The organism is Pannonibacter sp. SL95 (assembly GCF_026672425.1).
Classification (GTDB): Bacteria; Pseudomonadota; Alphaproteobacteria; order Rhizobiales; family Stappiaceae; genus Pannonibacter.
On sequence record NZ_JAPPRC010000003.1, the window covers coordinates 892335 to 907852 of the forward strand.

Genomic DNA, 15518 nt, shown 5'->3' on the forward strand with positions numbered 1-15518 from the left:
AAACAAGGCACGTCCGACAGGGGCGTCCTCGTCAGGGGGTCGTCGATGGTCCGCGTCATGCTCAGGCGCTGTCTGAAGCGCTCTGAGTCCGGCTTCCCCGAAGGGGCCGGGCGGCGGCGTTGTAACAACCTCCCGCCGCGCCGACAACAGCGCAGGTGCACAATCGCGCGTTTTTTTGCTTGGGCTCGCCAATATGGCTAACCGCATGGCTAACAAAGCTGGCTAACGGTTGCCTTAGCTCGCGCGCGGACGGGCCGGCTGACCGGCCACAGGGGTTCCTGCCGGGGCCGGACGGCTGTACAGCCAGGCCTTCAGCTGCATCACCGAAGTGGCCGCGATCCGGCGCATGGCATCGCCATTGGCGCTGCGCCAGGGGTCGCCGCTGACACCTTCCGTCAGCTCGCTGCCGGAGATTCGCGTCACGCGCATGCCGTGGGCGTCGAACACGTCGAAGACGTAGAACAGGGCCGACGAGCCCGGCGAACCGGCCGCCGACAGGTAGCCCTTGACGCGGAAGGTCGCCTGCAGGTCCACCCGGCGCACCAGCGTCAGGCCTTCCTCGCGCGCCTTGGCGCCGATCTGCCGCGACAGGTCGTCGGCGATGTTGCCCGGCGCGCCGATGAAGGGTTCAAAGGCGAAGGTGGCCTGTTCGTTCGGCACATAGGGGGCCGGCGTCGTCGGGGCCACATTGGCCGGCACCGGCGGCGTCACCGGGCGCGGGGGCTCGGGCGAGGGTCCGCAGGCAGCAACCGAGATCAGAAGGGCGGCAGCGGCGAGGCGCCTGGCGGCAGCGGGCAAGGTCGTCGTCATCTTGTCTCTTGGGTCGCGTGTTGCGGTCCGGTCAGTCCTCAAGCGGCACGCCTTGCGGCGCAAACACCCTGTGTCAGCCTTGGTTTAGCCTGCCTTGACGTCGAGGTCGAGAGGCAGCGCCGACAAGGGCACAGGTCCGCTCTCGGTGGTCAGATAGGTCCGGCCCAGCGTCATCGCCGTCTCATTGGCAGAATCGGCCAGGATCATGTGCATGAAGATGACCATGTTCGGCTCCACCACCGCCTCGTTGCCGCGATAGGCCATCGGCCAGTCCATCCAGCTTGGGGTGAACCGCGCGCCAAGCGAATAGCCGCAGGCATTGAGCCGATGCGGCATCAGATCGCGTGCGTCCATCGCCTCGGCGTGCGCGTCAAAGATCTCGCCGAAGCTGCTGCCGGGCACCAGTTTCGTCTCGACAGCTGCCAACGCAGCCGTACAGGCTTCGTGCATGTAGAGGTGGCGCGGGGTCGGCTCGCCGACGATCACCGTGCGCATCAGGGCGGCATGGTAGTGGCGAAAGGCTCCGGCGAACTCCAGCGTGATCTGGTCGCGCGCGGACAACTGCCGCCGCCCGGCCTTGTAGCGGCACAGCAGCGCATCGCGGCCCGAGCCGATGATGAACTCGTTGCCCGGATAGTCGCCGCCGCCTTCCAGGATCGTGCCCTGCAGCACGGCGAGGATGCGGCCCTCGTCGGCACCGGGGCGGATCTCGTCACGGGCGGCGAGATAGGCCGCATCGGCCAGCCTTGCCGCCTCGCGCACATAGTCCAGCTCGGCCGGGCTTTTCACGGCGCGCAGCCGCGGGATCAGCGTCGAGGCATCGCGCAGCTCGGCAAAGGAGCGCAGCGCCTCGTCCAGCTCCCGGCCGATCTTGCCGGTCATGCCGTGGGTGTCATACTCGACGCCAAGCTTGGCACCGAGCAGGTCCATCTCGAACAGCAGCTCCTTCAGCTGCGCCACCGGGCTTGCGCCGCCCCGGTCCACCCAGATTCGCACATCGGCGATGTTGGATGTGTGCCGCGCCTGCCGCTGGTCGGCCGAGCGGGTCAGCAGCACCTGCCGGCCATCGGCGGTCACCACCAGGCACTGGAAGAAGCAGAAGCCGAACGTGTCATAGCCGGTCAGCCAGTACATGCTCTCCTGCGCAAACAGCAGCATGGCGTCCAGCTTTTCCTCGCCCATCCGGCCCTGCAGCCGGCCGAGACGGGCCGCGAATTCTTCGTCTGAAAAATGCAGCGCCATGCGTCATGCTCCTTCGATGACGATTGCCGACATCAGCCGGCCATAGTCGGGTTCCTTGCGGTGGGTGGTCCGGCGATAGGAAAAGAACCGCGCCTCGTCGGCATAGGTGCACAGGCCAAGGCTTTCCGCTGCGCCAACACCGGCGGCCGCCAGCCGGGCGAGGATGAAGGCCGGCAGATCGAACATGAAATGCTCAGGTTTCTGCGAGGGGCTGAAGAACGCGCCGCTGCCCTCTGCCTCGTCCAGGAACCGGGCCTGAAACTCCGGGCCAACTTCATAGGCGGCGCGCGAGATTGTCGGCCCCAGCACGGCCCGGATCCGGCCGCGCTCGGCCCCGAGCGCTTCCATCGCGGCGACTGTGTTGTCGAGCACCCCGGTCAGCGCCCCGCGCCAGCTTCGGCATGGGCTGCGCCGATCACCCGCGCTTGCGCGTCGGCAAACAGCACCGGTCCGCAGTCTGCCGTCGAGATTCCAAGCGCCAGTCCGGGCGTCGCGGTCACCAGCGCATCGGCCCGCCGGTCGGCGTCCGCCGCAAACGGGGCCTCGACGGTGATCACATCAGGGGAGTGGACCTGATAGGGCGACACCAGCCGTTCCGGCGCCACCGCCAGCTTCCCGGCAATCCGCGCCCGGTTTTCCAGCACATGGGCCCGGTCATCGTCGGACCCCAGACCAATGTTCAGGCTCTCGTAGATCCCCCCGGACACACCGCCCTGACGGGTAAAGAACCCGTGCCGGATCCCCCCGGACTGAGCAAGAAGGTCAGACGTGATCATCAGCACTCTCCGTGTCTGTCCCAGGCGCGCCGATCCTGCGGCGCTTGGCCGGGCCTGTCAAATTTCTGAAGCTCGCGGTCCGCTTCAATCTGATCCTGTAAGTCCGGGCGACAGGGGTTTGTTCCCGTGGCACGGCCTCTCGCTCCCCTCCCCCTAGTGGGGGGGCCGGGGGAGGGGGGAGCGGAGCCAGCCCCGGCAGCAGCCGAAGACGTTGATCCCGCCCACCCTGTAAAGACCGTCTAGGCCCTGCGTCCGTGGCTCCCCCCACCCCTTACCCCTCCCCACGAGGGGGAGGGGGGCTGAGAGGCCTCGGCCAATCTGCTTCCACGATCCGCTGCAGTCACCTCATTTCCGCCCCGTGGCAGCCCCGTCTTCATCCCCCCTTATCGCCCGCGCCGCTCGAAGCCGGGCGGAACCAGACCCGGGGTTGCGAGGGCCAGAACCTTGAACAGCTCGCCCATCTGGTCCGGCGCTGCCAGCCGCTCGACTTCGCCGCGCAGCCTCTCCTGCGCTGCGGCGTCCTTGCCCGCGCCCAGCTGTCCGGCGCGCTCCAGCAGGCCGAGCCGCAGCAGGAATTCGCCTTGCGTCAGCGGTGCCAGGGCCTCCGCCCCGGCGTGTGTCGCCGCCAGCGCCAGAGCCTCAAAGTCCACATGCGCCGTCAGGTCCGCCTTGCCCGGCTCTGCCAGCGGATCGGCAAAGGCGTGACGCGACAGGGCCTGCAGCGTATCCCCCGGAGCAGAGCGGAGATAACCGTAATCAATCAGCAAGGCCGCTCCGCGCTGGGCGGCGATCCTCGTTCCGATTTCGGCCGCGATGGCAGCGGATGCCGGCGAGGCCTCAAGGATGGCGCCAACTGCCGCCGCTCGCGCGGCGGTGGGCACAAGACCTTCCGCCAGCGCCACACCGCTGACGCCGAAGGCCAGCTGGCCCGCAGCATCGAGCCCGACAACGCGCTCGCACCAGCCCTTGCCGGTCTTGACGAACTGACGGATCGGCAAGGCATCGAAGAACTCGTTGGCAATCAGGATCGCCGGTCCCTCCGGCACGGCGGAGAGATGATCATGCCACTGCGGGGCGCTCTTCAACGCCCCCACGATGCTGCCGAGCGTTTCGCCCTGCCGGTGGCGCAGCTTCGGGCTGACCTCGACCAGATGCACCGCGACCGCTTCCATGAAGGCCGGACGCAGCCGCGCGGTGCGCAGGATGTCGGCCATCAGCGTGCCGCGCCCGGGTCCGAGTTCGACCAGATGCACCGGACTGGGGGCGCCCATGGCAATCCACGTCGCCACCACCCAGCCGCCGATCAGCTCGCCAAACATCTGGCTCACTTCGGGTGCGGTGATGAAATCGCCATCGCGGCCGAATGGTTCCGGGCTGGTGGTGTAGTAGCCGTCCTCGGGGTCGGCGAGACAGGCGGTCATGTAGTCCGCCACACTGATCGGCCCGGTCAGCCGGATCCGGTCCTCAAGCCGTGCCTTCAGCCGGTTTGTACTCATGCAATGCGCGCCTTGCGGGCCGACCAGACCATCAGTGCGATCCCGGCCAGGATCATCGGCACTGACAGCAGCATGCCCATGGTGAGCCCGCCGGAGAGGAAACCGATATGGGCATCCGGCTCGCGGAAGAACTCGGCCGTCGACCGGGTGATGCCATAGCCGGCAGCAAAGGCACCGGCAATGAAGCCGGGCTTTTGCAGCAGACCTGCCCGGTGCGACAAGAGCCGCAGCACGACAAACAACAGCACACCCTCAAGCGCGGCCTCGTAAAGCTGGCTCGGGTGGCGGGGAAATGGCCCGCCATTGGGGAACACCACCGCCCAGGGCGCGTCGCTCAGCCGGCCCCACAGCTCGCTATTGATGAAATTGGCGATGCGGCCGAAGAACAGGCCAATGGGCGCGGCGATGCCGGCAAGGTCGAACAGCGTCCAGACATTCAGGCCACGCTTGCGCGCATACAGCACCATTGCCAGAACGGTTCCGGCAAAACCGCCATGGAACGACATGCCGCCGGACCAGATCGCCAGCGCATCGAGCGGGTCGTTCAGATAGCGCACCGGATCATAGAACAGCACATAGCCAAGCCGCCCGCCGACGATGATGCCGATGGTTCCCCAGGTGACGAAGTCATCGATGTCGACCGGTGTCGGACGCGGCGTTGCGCCCCACAGGGCGTCCTTGCGGACCACCGTCACCATGTAGCGCCAGGCGAGCAGGATCCCGGCGATATAGGCAAGTGCATACCAACGCAGGGCGAACGGCCCGACCTCGAAAACGACCGGATCAATGGCCGGGAAGGGCAGGGCAAGAAGCGGTGTCATCGGTCATCCTCAAAAGGTCCGCACTGCCTCTGCAGCCAGTGGCGCGGCCGTGTGAGACCTTGCGCATTCGCCGCCATGCGTCAAGTCGCCGGCCACACTGCCGCCCGCTCCCTCGTCTTGCCATGGCGTTACGACCGGGGGAACGAGGGTCCCGGTAGCACCGAAAACCCGCCATCCGAGGCCGTCCAGACCTCTCCCCCAGTCCCAACCTCTCCTTCGTCATGCCATGGCCCGACCATGGCATCCACGCCGTTCCCCATCCCCGCGACAGGCCCCGCTACGACACTCCATTGGCCTCTCCCCGCGCCGCAAAGTTGCGGCATGGATGCCATGATCAAGTCATGGCATGACGACAGGGGGAACGAGGGGCCAACCAGTACCGGAAACCCGCCATCCGAGGCCGTCCAGACCTCTCCCCCATCCCACCCCCATCCCTTCGTCATGCCATGGCCCGACCATGGCATCCATGCCGTTCCCCATCCCCTCGACAGGCCCCTCTACGACACTCCATTGGCCTCTCCCCGCGCTGCAGTGTCGCGGCATGGATGCCATGATCAAGTCATGGCATGACGACCGGGGGAACGCGGACCCAACCAGTACCGAAAACCCGACATGCATGTTCCAAGATGCCTCTTACTCAGCCCAACACTCTTCCGTGAGGCCCGGCCGCGTTGGGATGGGGTCAGGTGTATTTGCTAGCGTTTCCATTTGGCCATGATGCCGACCTCGTGGGCCCGGCGTTCTGCCATCTTGCAGGTGTCACTGCTGACCTGCCATGCGACAGTGGCCACCCTAGCGCCTTCTTCGAAGTCTTGCTTCCGGGCGTCGGTCAGGGCGCCACGTTTTCGCAGATCGATGTGAATAAGGTCGAAGTCAATGTGCAGATCGCACAGGATCGCGCGTTCGGTGACCATGCCAAGCTGGAAGTCTGGCGACATCTGTGCAGACGCCGGTGTTGCAATTGCGAGAAGGAAAATGGCAAGGAGGACGGACGTCAGGTTCATGGCACACCCAAATGCATTCTCGATTACAGGTTGCAGAGTTTGGTCATGGGTGTGGAGAGGCCGTCAATAGGCGATTATCTTCGTCATGCCATGGCTCGACCATGGCATCCATGCCGTTCCCCATCCGCACGACCGACCTCTCGACAGACCTCCCGACGCCCCTTCCACACCCCTCGCCCAGCGGCCGGGCGTCACGTCGCGGTGCGCTCACCTTGAAGTTGGCGCAAAAGGTCAATAGGTGTGTGCAAGCGGGCCGCGCCTCCCTTGCGGCTCCAGCTGACCAGGAGCGTGTCATGAACCAGGGCCCGAACAGGTTTCTCGACGAATTCGCAAAGCTGATGACGGACGCCGCCGGTGTCGCGCAAGGCGCACGCCGTGAGGTGGAAACCGCCTTCCGCGCGCAGGCCGAACGCTTCCTCTCGGACATGGACATCGTCAAGCGCGAGGACTTCGACGTCGCCCGCGACATGGCCGTGCGGGCGCTGGACCGGATCGATGCGCTGGAAGCCCGTATCGCCGAGCTGGAAGCAAAGCTCGCCGAAGCTCCGGCCAAGACCGCGCGCAAGACCAAGACCGAAGACTGATCCCGGGAGGGCAGGGCGTGCGGACTTGCTCAAAATGTCCGCTCGTCCACAAGAATTGATCAAGAATGACCGGCGCTTTTGTACTGCAATTGCGAAGGAACCTTATATTCTGATTCTAAACAGGGAATCGTCCACGCGCCGGTTAAGGGCCAAAGATGCCGCTCTGGTGCCCTGCTGAACATGGGACTGTCCTGCTGGACCGGTGGCGTCCTGCCCCGGCTTCGGCGGCCCGCAACGGAGAGGATCGACATGAGCCTCATCGAGTTCGAATTCGAGCGTCCCGGCAATCCCGTCGACATGATCGAACAAGTCGCAGCCCTGAATGACTGGGCTTTCGAGCGGTCGGGTGAAGACGAGATTTCTATCTCCATCGGCGGCAGCTGGAGTGATTACCACGTCTCCTTCTCGTGGATGGAAGAGCTGGAATCGCTGCACCTCGCCTGCGCCTTCGACCTCAAGGTGACCGAGCCGCGCAAGACCGAGATCGTCCGGCTGCTGGCTCTCATCAACGAGCAGATGTGGATGGGACACTTCGATTTGTGGAGCCGCGAGAACATGATCATGTTCCGCCAGTCCCTGTTGCTGGCCGGCGGTGCGGAAGCCTCCAGCGCCCAGATTGAAGGCATGCTGGCCAATGCGCTGGAATGCTGCGAGCGCTACTATCAGGCCTTCCAGTTCGTCGTCTGGGCCGGCAAGAGCGCGAGCGAGGCGGTGAACACCGCCCTGTTCGAAACGGCAGGAGAAGCATGAGATTTTCAAAAGAGCGCCCGTTCCTGATCGTCGGGGCGGGCAAGATGGGTGGCGCGATGCTCGCGGGCTGGATGGCACGCGGCATCGACGCCGCAAGCCTCCTGATCATTGACCCGAACCCGTCCGACAGCCTCAAGGTCTTCCTTGCCGAACATGGCATAGCCCATGCTCCGGCCGCGCCTGAGGGCGTTCAGGCGGCGCTGGTCCTCATCGCGGTCAAACCGCAGATCATGGGCACGGTCCTGCCGTCTCTTCGTCCGGCGGTTGCTCCCGACACCCTCGTCCTCTCCGTTGCGGCCGGAACTCCGGTCAGCACCTTTGAGGCAGTCTTCGGACCCGTCCCGGTCGTGCGCGCCATGCCCAACACTCCGGCGATGGTCGGGCGCGGCATTACCGCTCTCTATCCGACACCGTCCGTCACGGCCGCCGATCGCGAGATGGTTGGTTCGCTCCTGTCCGCCGTCGGGGCCGTCGAGTGGCTGACCACGGAAGACCAGATCGATCTCGTCACCGCCGTTTCCGGATCTGGTCCGGCCTATGTCTTCCTGCTGGTCGAGTGCCTTGCCGAGGCCGGCCGCAAGGCCGGGCTACCGGCGGAGCTTGCCGCCCGGCTCGCCGAGGCGACCGTGACCGGGGCAGGGGAACTGATGTTCCAGTCCGATGATGCGCCTTCGACGCTGCGGCAGAACGTCACCTCTCCCAATGGCACGACTGCAGCTGCCCTGTCGGTTCTGATGGGGGCGGAGGGGCTGCAGCCGTTGATGGATGCGGCTGTTCAGGCTGCCGCCCGCCGGGCACGCGAGCTTGCGGGCTGATTTCTCCCGTTTTGTCCGGCTTTGACCTGAAATTGTCGCAAAAAGGGCAGCCTGTGCGCTGCCCTTTTCATGCCCTGCGTCAGAGGGCAGCTGAGGCGCCGGACTTTGCCTTTTCACGCCCAGCTCCTACATTACCAGAGTGACCGTTCCTGTTGCGCCCGGCAAGGAGACGCGCTGATGTCTGCTGCAAAATCTGCCAAGCCCACTGCCCCGGATCTGCGCGAGCAGGCTGTGGACACCCTGTTCCGGCTGCTGGAAACCCATGATTTCAAGGACATAAGCCTCCCCGACGTCGCCCGGGAAGCTGGCATGCGCCTCAGCGAACTGCGCAGTGCTGTCGGCTCGAAGCTCGAGATCCTGGAGGCCTTTGCCGCCCGCATCGACGGTAAGGTGCTGGATGATCTGGACGAGGACATGGGCGACCAGCCGGCCCGCGATCGCCTGTTCGACGTCCTGATGTCTCGGCTCGACATGCTGTCGCCTTATCGTAAGGCCCTGAAAAATCTCAAGAACTCCATGCGCCGCGATCCTTCGCTGGCCCTCGCCCTGAACCGCATTGCCCTGCGCTCGCACGGCTGGATGCTCAGTGCGGCCGGCATAGAGGTGCCGGGCATCAAGGGGGCTATCCTCTTGCAAGGACTTGCGATTTCCTTCGCGCGCGTGGTCGATGTGTTCCTCGACGAGGACGATCCCGGTCTGCCCCGCACCATGGCCGCACTCGACCGCGAACTCGACCGGGGCGAAGGCTGGATGCAGCGCCTCGACGGGGTCGAGCGCATGGCAAAACCCTTCGTCGACGGCCTGTGCCGCCTCGCCGAACGGCGTCAGCGGCGGCGGGCGAAACGTCAGGAGGAGGCAGATGGCGAGGCTGATCCTGGCACGGCCGAGCCGGTGGCACCTCTTACCTAAGTCCCCGATTTTGCTTGTCTTGGCAGACCAGGGCAGGCAGGCTAAGCGTCCTGCCTGTTCTTGCTGGTTCCTGCCATGTCCGCATCCTCCAAGGGCCCGTCGAGCCCCATCACATTCGATGATTTTCTCAAGGTCGACATTCGTGTTGGCCAGATCGTCGAAGCCGAAACCTTCCCCGAAGCCCGCAAACCGGCCTTCAAGCTCCGGATCGATTTCGGGCCGGACATCGGCGTGAAACGGTCCTCGGCCCAGATCACAAAGCACTACACGCCAGAAACACTGATCGGGCGCAGGGTACTCGCCGTGATCAATTTCCCGCCGCGTCAGATTGGTCCAGTGATGTCCGAGGTCCTGACACTTGGCGTGCCGGACGAGACCGGCGAGGTGGTGCTGGTCGTCCCGGACAAGGACGTGCCCCTGGGTGGCCGGCTTTACTGAATCGATAACAAAATCAGCGTCTTGATTTGTCAGCCCGGGATCCGGAACCGGGCTCTCAGGCCACCGAGCGGGCTGTCTTCCAGCTGGATGTCACCGCCATGGCTGCGGGCAATGTCACGCGCGATGGCGAGACCCAGACCACTGCCACCTTCGTCCTGGTTGCGCGCTTCGTCGAGCCGGTAGAAGGGCCGGAACACGTTCTCCCGCTCTTCGGCCGGAATGCCCGGACCGTCATCGTCGATGGTCACTGTCAGCCAGCCATCGGCATGCCGTCCGGTGATCATGACGTTCGAGCTGTGCCGGGCCGCGTTGGTGACGAGGTTCATCAGCGACCGCTTCACCGCATTGCGCCGGAGCGAGAGTTCCGGCTCGCCGGTGAAGGTGGATTTGGCGGTGGCGCCAATAATTTCTGCTTCTTCTTCAAGCTCTTCCAGCATCAGCGACATGTCCGCCACCTCGACGGCTTCACCGCTGTCGCCCCTTGCAAATGCCAGGTAATCCTCCAGCATGTGCTTCATTTCACTGACATCGCGCTTCATGCCGGCCGTTTCGGGCGTGTCGCCAAACAGCGCCAGCTGCAGGCGGAAGCGGGTCAGGATGGTGCGCAGGTCATGGCTGACGCCGGCCAGCATGGTGGTGCGCTGCTCCAGCTGACGCTCGATGCGCCGTCGCATCTCGATAAAGGCCTGCGCCGCCCGCCGCACTTCCCGTGCGCCGCTGGGGCGGAAGTTCTCGATCGGCCGCCCCTTGCCGAAACTCTCGGCCGCGTTGGCGAGCCGTTCGATCGGGCGGATCTGATTGCGCAGGAAAATCATGGCGATAACGATCAGCACCAGCGAAGTGCAGATCATCCAGACCAGGAAGATATGCGAGTTCGAGGCATAGGTCTGGCTGCGCCTTGTGACGACGCGCAGCACCTTGTCCTTCAGCTGGATCCGCACCTCGACAAAGCGCGAACGGCCGATGGTGTCGATCCAGAACGGCTTGCCGATCCGCTCGGCGATCTCGCGGCTGAGGTTGTGATCAACCAGATCGAAATAGGGCTTGGGGCGCGGCGGGGGCAGGGGCTCCGGCGGCAGGACCGAGACCGTCATGTCCAGCGCGCGGCTGCCCATTTCCTCGATCAGCCGATAGTCGGCGTCCTGCGGGAAGTTGTCGAGAACATAGACAACGGCCGCAATCTCGCGGACCACGGCTTCGGACAGGCGGTTGGTGACGAGCTGGTAGTGGCGCTCCATAAAGACGAAGGCCAGCACCGATTGCAGGATCACCATCGGCACGACGATGATCAGCAGGGCACGGGTGTAGAGCCCCTTGGGCATGTAGCGATAAAGGCTGCCGGCGATCAGGCGATACGGTGCCGCAGCGGCGGACAAGGTCGAGTGAAGCGGCCCCGATCCCTTTGTGGCTTCGGGGGTTTCGCCTCCTTGAGGTGGGTCCGTCTCAGTCACAGGCAAGGCGGTATCCGATCCCGCGGACGGTTTGCAGATAGACCGGATTGGCCGGATCCTCTTCGATCTTCCGCCGCAAACGGTTGATCTGCACATCCACGGTCCGCTCACCCAGGCCGCTGTCGTCGCCGACAATCTTGTGCCGTGGCACAGTGGCGCCGGGCTGATCGGCAAAGATGTTGAGGATCTGCTTTTCCCGGTCGGTGAGGCGGATCATCTCGTCGCCGCGTTTGAGTTCTCCGCGTTCGGTCAGATAGGTGAAGGGCCCGAAGCGGATCTCGGCCGTACGTTCGCTGCGGCGCGGCCCCCCCCGGCGCAGGATCGCGGCGATGCGCAGCATCAGTTCACGCGGCTCGAAGGGCTTGGGCAAGTAGTCGTCGGCGCCCGCCTCAAGACCCGCAATCCGGTCTTCAGCTTCTGACCGGGCCGTCAGCATGATGATCGGGACAGCATTGTCGCGGCGCAGGGCGGTTGCAAGGTCCAACCCGCTCTCGCCGGGCATCATGATGTCGAGAATCAGGAGATCAAAATCCAGCCCGGTCAGGCAGCGCCGCGCCTCTGCCGCATTGGCCGCCGTTGTAACCCGATAGCCATCCTCGCGCAGCACGCGGCTGAGAAGGTCGCGAATGCGGCTGTCGTCATCGACGAGCAGGATGTGCGGGGCATTGTCGTCGGGGGCCTTGGGCATGCACTAAGCCTCGCTGCTTTCGGCGGCCGGCCCGGCACTCCCTTGCACGCGGGACAAGGCGGCAGGGCCGAGCATCCGGCCAACGTCGGGTCGAAGGTCGGGATCGATCATCTGGAACAGGAACCGGCGCACGACTTCTGCCCCCGTTTCGGGAAGGGCACTGACGGCGGCGTCGATCCGACGAGCCTGCATCGCTGCCAGCTTCCGGGCGAGGCCATGGCCTTTCTCGGTCGTGTGCAGCAGTCTCTGCCGCCGGTCGAGCGGTCCGGGACGCTGCTCGATAAAGCCTTCATCAACCAGCTGTTTCAGCACACGGCCAAGGCTCTGCTTGGTGATGCGCAGGATCGCCAGCAAATCGGTGACGCGGATGGCCGGATTGCGGTCAACAAAATGCAGCACCCGGTGATGCGCACGGCCAAAATCGAACTCGGACAGGACGGTGTCCGGATCGGCGGTGAAATCCCGATAGGCGAAGAACAGCAGTTCGATCAGATCGTAAGGCGGGATTCCCTCTGATGTCTCGGCAGCATCCCGGGATCCGGCTAGTCGTGCCGCATCTGTCTTGGTCAGCGATGGGCTGGTGAAACTGCTCAGGGTCATGAAATTTACGTCAGCCATATTGACTTTGCCTGACCCGATTATTGCCAGTTTCGATGCGCTGACGAAAGGATCAACTCTCTGGTTTTGAGGCCGATTGTCCGTCGCCCCAAGGTTCTTAGGAGAATCGCGCGAACGCGTCCTGTCACTTCCGGCTACCGAATGTTACGGGCCCATTCGCGCCTGTTCACGTCCGCGGTGGGGCCGCGTGCTGTGTCCGGAACAGTTTGCCACGCTCGGCCAGCAGGACAAAGCCGAGGCCAAGCGTGCCATAGCCGGCGCAAGCGAGTGCAATCGGCCAGAGTGTTCCGTCGTAATTCTGGCCGACGACAAAGCCAAGAATCGCTCCGCCCAGCGTGGTGACAAAGCCAATGACCGAAGACGCGGTTCCGGCGATGTCGCCGAGAGGTTCCATCGACATCGAGTTGAAATTGCCGCCCATGAAGCCGAAGCAGGCCATGTTGATCGACATGCAAATCGTGAACAGCACCAGATCCTGGATGCCGAACAACTGCAGCGCGCATTGCAACAGCCCGAACGTGATGAATGTCAGGATCGCCCCATGCGACAGGCGCCGCATTCCGATCCTGGTCACGAGGCGGGAGTTCATGAAGGACGTGCAAGCCATGGTGATGGCAACCCCGGCAAAGACGACTGGAAACCAGACGCCAAGACCGAAGATGTCGACATAGATCTGTTGTGCCATCGAAATGAACGAGAACAGCGCGCCGAAGATGGCCGTCGTGGCGAGTGTGTATCCGACGCTGAGGCGGTTGCTGAGCACGCGGCCATAGGAGCGCAGGACCGGCCGCAGCTTGAGCGGCTGGCGTGCCTCAGGAGGGAGGGTTTCCGGCAACCGAAAGGCGGTCCACAGCAGCATGATGACACCTGCGATCAGCAAGGTGCTGAAGATCCAGTGCCAGTCAGCGATCAGCAGGATGCCCTGTCCAATGGAGGGCGCGATGATCGGGATGGCCATGAAGAGCATCATCACCAGCGACATCACCTGGCTCATGCGGCGGCCGGCATAGCAGTCGCGAACCACGGAAACTGCGACGACACGTGTCCCGGCGCAGCCTACGCCTTGCAGCAGGCGGGCGATCAGGAGGCCGTCGAGCGTCTGGCTAAACAGGGCCTGCAGGCTGGCGGCCGCATAGAGGGCCAGACTGCCGAGAATGACCGCACGCCGGCCAAGGCGATCAGTCAGCGGCCCGAACAGCAGCTGCGCGCCGCCAAACCCGACCAGATAGGCAATCAGGATCTGCTGGCGGTCGTTTTCATGGGCGATCTTGAGGGCATTGCCGATGTCCGGCAGTGCGGGCAACATGATGTCCATGGCCAGCGCATTCAGGGCCATCAGTGCCGCTATCATGATCACGAATTCCAGGAACGACATGCCGGGATGCGGCTGTCCGTCCGGGCTGGTGGACCGGGGCAACTGTGACATGAATGACCTCTGAACCCTGACGGGAAACCGGGAAAGATCCGCAAGGGGAAACGGTGCGGACGGTAATCACCAACCTGTCGGTCAGTTTCAGGGCGCCGTCAAGGCTGAAGTCTGGAACGCAGGATCACCAGCGCGCGAGGCGTTGTTCGTCACTCTGTCTTGCTTCAACCCAGGTCCCGGACGTGTTGTCGACCGGAATTTCCTTTTTCCAGAAGGGCGCCCGGGACTTGAGATAGTCCATCAGGAAGTCGGCGGCCTCGAATGCGGCCTGCCTGTGCGATGAAGCCGCTGCGACAAAAACAATGTTGTCGCCGGGGGTGATCCGGCCATGGCGGTGAATGACCGTGAGGCCGGTGAGCGGCCAGCGCTCGAGCGCTTCCTGAGCAATCTTCGTCAGTTGCGCTTCGGCCATGCCGGGGAAATGTTCAAGCTCGAGTGCGGCCAGACGGCCGCTTTCATCACGGCAAAGGCCGGTAAAGGTAACGAGGGCACCGACATCCCGGCGGCCTTCGGTCAGGCGATTGGCCTCGCTGGCAGGATCGAAGTCTTCTGCCTGGACCCGGACGACGAGCGCAGCCATCGGTTCAGCCTCCGGTCATCGGCGGGAAGAAGGCAATCTCGCGCGCGCCTGCAATGGGCGTGTCGATGTCCACATGGACCTGATCCAGCGCAGCGCGAATCGCCTCGGCATCGGCAAAGGCGTGTCCGTGGGCGTCATCGACGGTCTGCAGCCAGGCGATCACATCGGCAATCGTCTTGGCCGCTGGCGGCAGGTCGATCTCTTCCTGATCAAGGCCTACCCGTTCCCGCACCCATGCAAAATAGCGGATCAGCATGTCTTCCCGTCCCTGTGCCGGTTTGCCGTGATCTGGCAGTGCTGGCATGGTCAGCCTCGCCGACGGGCAAGCCAGCAGCGAGCTGGGGCTTACTCTTCGATCAGGTGACCAATGCCGGCGCGGAAATAGTCGTAGCCGGTATATAGGGTCAGCATGGCCGCAATCCACAGGGCGATCAAGCCGGCCAGCATCGTGCCGGGCAGAACCGTCTCACCCGCAGGACCGGCGACCAGCAGGGCGACTGCCACCAGCTGGAAGGTGGTCTTCCACTTGGCAAGCTTGGTCACCGGAACGCTGACGCGCAGTTCTGCCAGGAACTCCCGGAGGCCGGAGACGAGGATTTCGCGGCACAAGATGATGATGGCCGCAATCAACGACCAGCCGCCAATGTCGCCCTTGTCCACCAGCAGGATCAGGCAGACGGCCACGAGCAGCTTGTCGGCGATCGGGTCCAACATGCGGCCGAGGGCCGACTGTTGCTGCCAGGCGCGGGCCAGATAGCCATCGAAGAAATCGGTGACGGCAGCAGCGATGAAGATCGACAGGGCGATCCAGCGCGGGGTGTTGCCATCGAAATAAAAGCAGGCAACCACGGCTGGGATCGCCAGAATCCGAGCGTAGGTCAGGATATTCGGCAGGCTCAGGACGACGTTTCGGGCCATGAAAAGGTCTGCGGCTACGAGGGCTAGCGAGTTTGGGGCGACACAAGCATGCGAACGGCGCGGGTGTCAACGCATCCTCGGGAGGGCTGCGGCTTTGCCTGAGCGGCAACTGTCGCAACTGGTCCCGTACTTTCCGGGGGCGTGGTGCTTTTGTCAGACCATCTGCTTGGATAGGACAGATAAAACCTACGT

Annotated in this window: 17 protein-coding genes and 1 pseudogene; 5 read left to right on the forward strand and 13 right to left on the reverse strand. The window is 64.2% G+C overall.

The window, feature by feature from the left end:
• Positions 1-234: 234 nt before the first annotated feature.
• The 6 genes and pseudogenes from OVA12_RS04730 to OVA12_RS04755 form a co-directional block, all read right to left on the reverse strand.
• Entirely contained in the window at positions 235-810 is a 576-nt protein-coding gene (locus OVA12_RS04730) for a hypothetical protein (RefSeq protein WP_268134995.1), read from the reverse strand.
• Positions 811-894: 84 nt separating this feature from the next.
• On the reverse strand, positions 895-2052 hold the full coding sequence (locus OVA12_RS04735; protein WP_268134996.1) for a M24 family metallopeptidase: 1158 nt from the start codon (positions 2050-2052) through the stop codon (positions 895-897).
• 3 nt (positions 2053-2055) lie between these two features.
• Positions 2056-2831 (reverse strand): annotated as a pseudogene (pgeF, locus tag OVA12_RS04740) (peptidoglycan editing factor PgeF).
• 380 nt (positions 2832-3211) lie between these two features.
• Positions 3212-4324 carry a class I SAM-dependent methyltransferase gene (locus OVA12_RS04745; RefSeq protein WP_268134997.1) on the reverse strand — a complete coding sequence of 371 codons (1113 nt, stop codon included), beginning with the start codon at positions 4322-4324 and terminating at the stop codon, positions 3212-3214.
• Entirely contained in the window at positions 4321-5145 is an 825-nt protein-coding gene (gene lgt / locus OVA12_RS04750; protein WP_268134998.1) for a prolipoprotein diacylglyceryl transferase, read from the reverse strand. Before lgt ends, OVA12_RS04745 begins: the two co-directional genes overlap by 4 nt.
• Positions 5146-5840: 695 nt before the next feature.
• Entirely contained in the window at positions 5841-6149 is a 309-nt protein-coding gene (locus OVA12_RS04755) for a hypothetical protein (protein WP_268134999.1), read from the reverse strand.
• A 293-nt stretch (positions 6150-6442) separates the two neighbouring features.
• Between OVA12_RS04755 and OVA12_RS04760 the strand changes: the two genes are divergently transcribed.
• From OVA12_RS04760 to OVA12_RS04780, 5 genes are all read left to right on the forward strand, one after another.
• Positions 6443-6733, forward strand: coding sequence for an accessory factor UbiK family protein (locus OVA12_RS04760; RefSeq protein ID WP_268135000.1), 291 nt, complete (start codon positions 6443-6445; stop codon positions 6731-6733).
• A 249-nt stretch (positions 6734-6982) separates the two neighbouring features.
• A complete protein-coding gene (locus tag OVA12_RS04765; RefSeq protein WP_268135001.1) occupies positions 6983-7483 on the forward strand; it encodes a YbjN domain-containing protein in 501 nt (166 codons plus the stop codon).
• Positions 7480-8298, forward strand: coding sequence for a pyrroline-5-carboxylate reductase (gene proC / locus OVA12_RS04770; protein ID WP_268135003.1), 819 nt, complete (start codon positions 7480-7482; stop codon positions 8296-8298). The genes OVA12_RS04765 and proC overlap by 4 nt, the downstream gene beginning before the upstream one ends.
• Positions 8299-8475: 177 nt before the next feature.
• Complete coding sequence (locus OVA12_RS04775; RefSeq protein ID WP_268135005.1) at positions 8476-9207, forward strand: TetR/AcrR family transcriptional regulator; 732 nt, start codon at positions 8476-8478, stop codon at positions 9205-9207.
• A 75-nt stretch (positions 9208-9282) separates the two neighbouring features.
• Positions 9283-9645, forward strand: coding sequence for a tRNA-binding protein (locus OVA12_RS04780; protein ID WP_268135007.1), 363 nt, complete (start codon positions 9283-9285; stop codon positions 9643-9645).
• A 29-nt stretch (positions 9646-9674) separates the two neighbouring features.
• Here OVA12_RS04780 and OVA12_RS04785 read toward each other — a convergent pair whose 3' ends face one another.
• From OVA12_RS04785 to pgsA, 7 genes are all read right to left on the reverse strand, one after another.
• Positions 9675-10967, reverse strand: a complete 1293-nt coding sequence (locus OVA12_RS04785) for an ATP-binding protein (protein WP_268137009.1) — start codon at positions 10965-10967, stop codon at positions 9675-9677.
• A gap of 121 nt (positions 10968-11088) precedes the next feature.
• Positions 11089-11784: a response regulator gene (locus tag OVA12_RS04790; protein WP_268135008.1), complete on the reverse strand. Its 696-nt coding sequence runs from the start codon at positions 11782-11784 to the stop codon at positions 11089-11091.
• A gap of 3 nt (positions 11785-11787) precedes the next feature.
• Positions 11788-12402 (reverse strand): MarR family winged helix-turn-helix transcriptional regulator, encoded by a 615-nt coding sequence (locus OVA12_RS04795; protein WP_268135009.1) that lies wholly within the window; start codon positions 12400-12402, stop codon positions 11788-11790.
• A 166-nt stretch (positions 12403-12568) separates the two neighbouring features.
• Positions 12569-13828 carry a multidrug effflux MFS transporter gene (locus OVA12_RS04800; protein WP_268135011.1) on the reverse strand — a complete coding sequence of 420 codons (1260 nt, stop codon included), beginning with the start codon at positions 13826-13828 and terminating at the stop codon, positions 12569-12571.
• 124 nt (positions 13829-13952) lie between these two features.
• Entirely contained in the window at positions 13953-14408 is a 456-nt protein-coding gene (locus tag OVA12_RS04805; protein WP_268135013.1) for a molybdenum cofactor biosynthesis protein MoaE, read from the reverse strand.
• Positions 14409-14412: 4 nt separating this feature from the next.
• Entirely contained in the window at positions 14413-14664 is a 252-nt protein-coding gene (gene moaD / locus OVA12_RS04810; RefSeq protein WP_268137010.1) for a molybdopterin converting factor subunit 1, read from the reverse strand.
• An 89-nt stretch (positions 14665-14753) separates the two neighbouring features.
• Positions 14754-15326, reverse strand: a complete 573-nt coding sequence (gene pgsA / locus OVA12_RS04815; RefSeq protein WP_268135015.1) for a CDP-diacylglycerol--glycerol-3-phosphate 3-phosphatidyltransferase — start codon at positions 15324-15326, stop codon at positions 14754-14756.
• Positions 15327-15518: the final 192 nt, after the last annotated feature.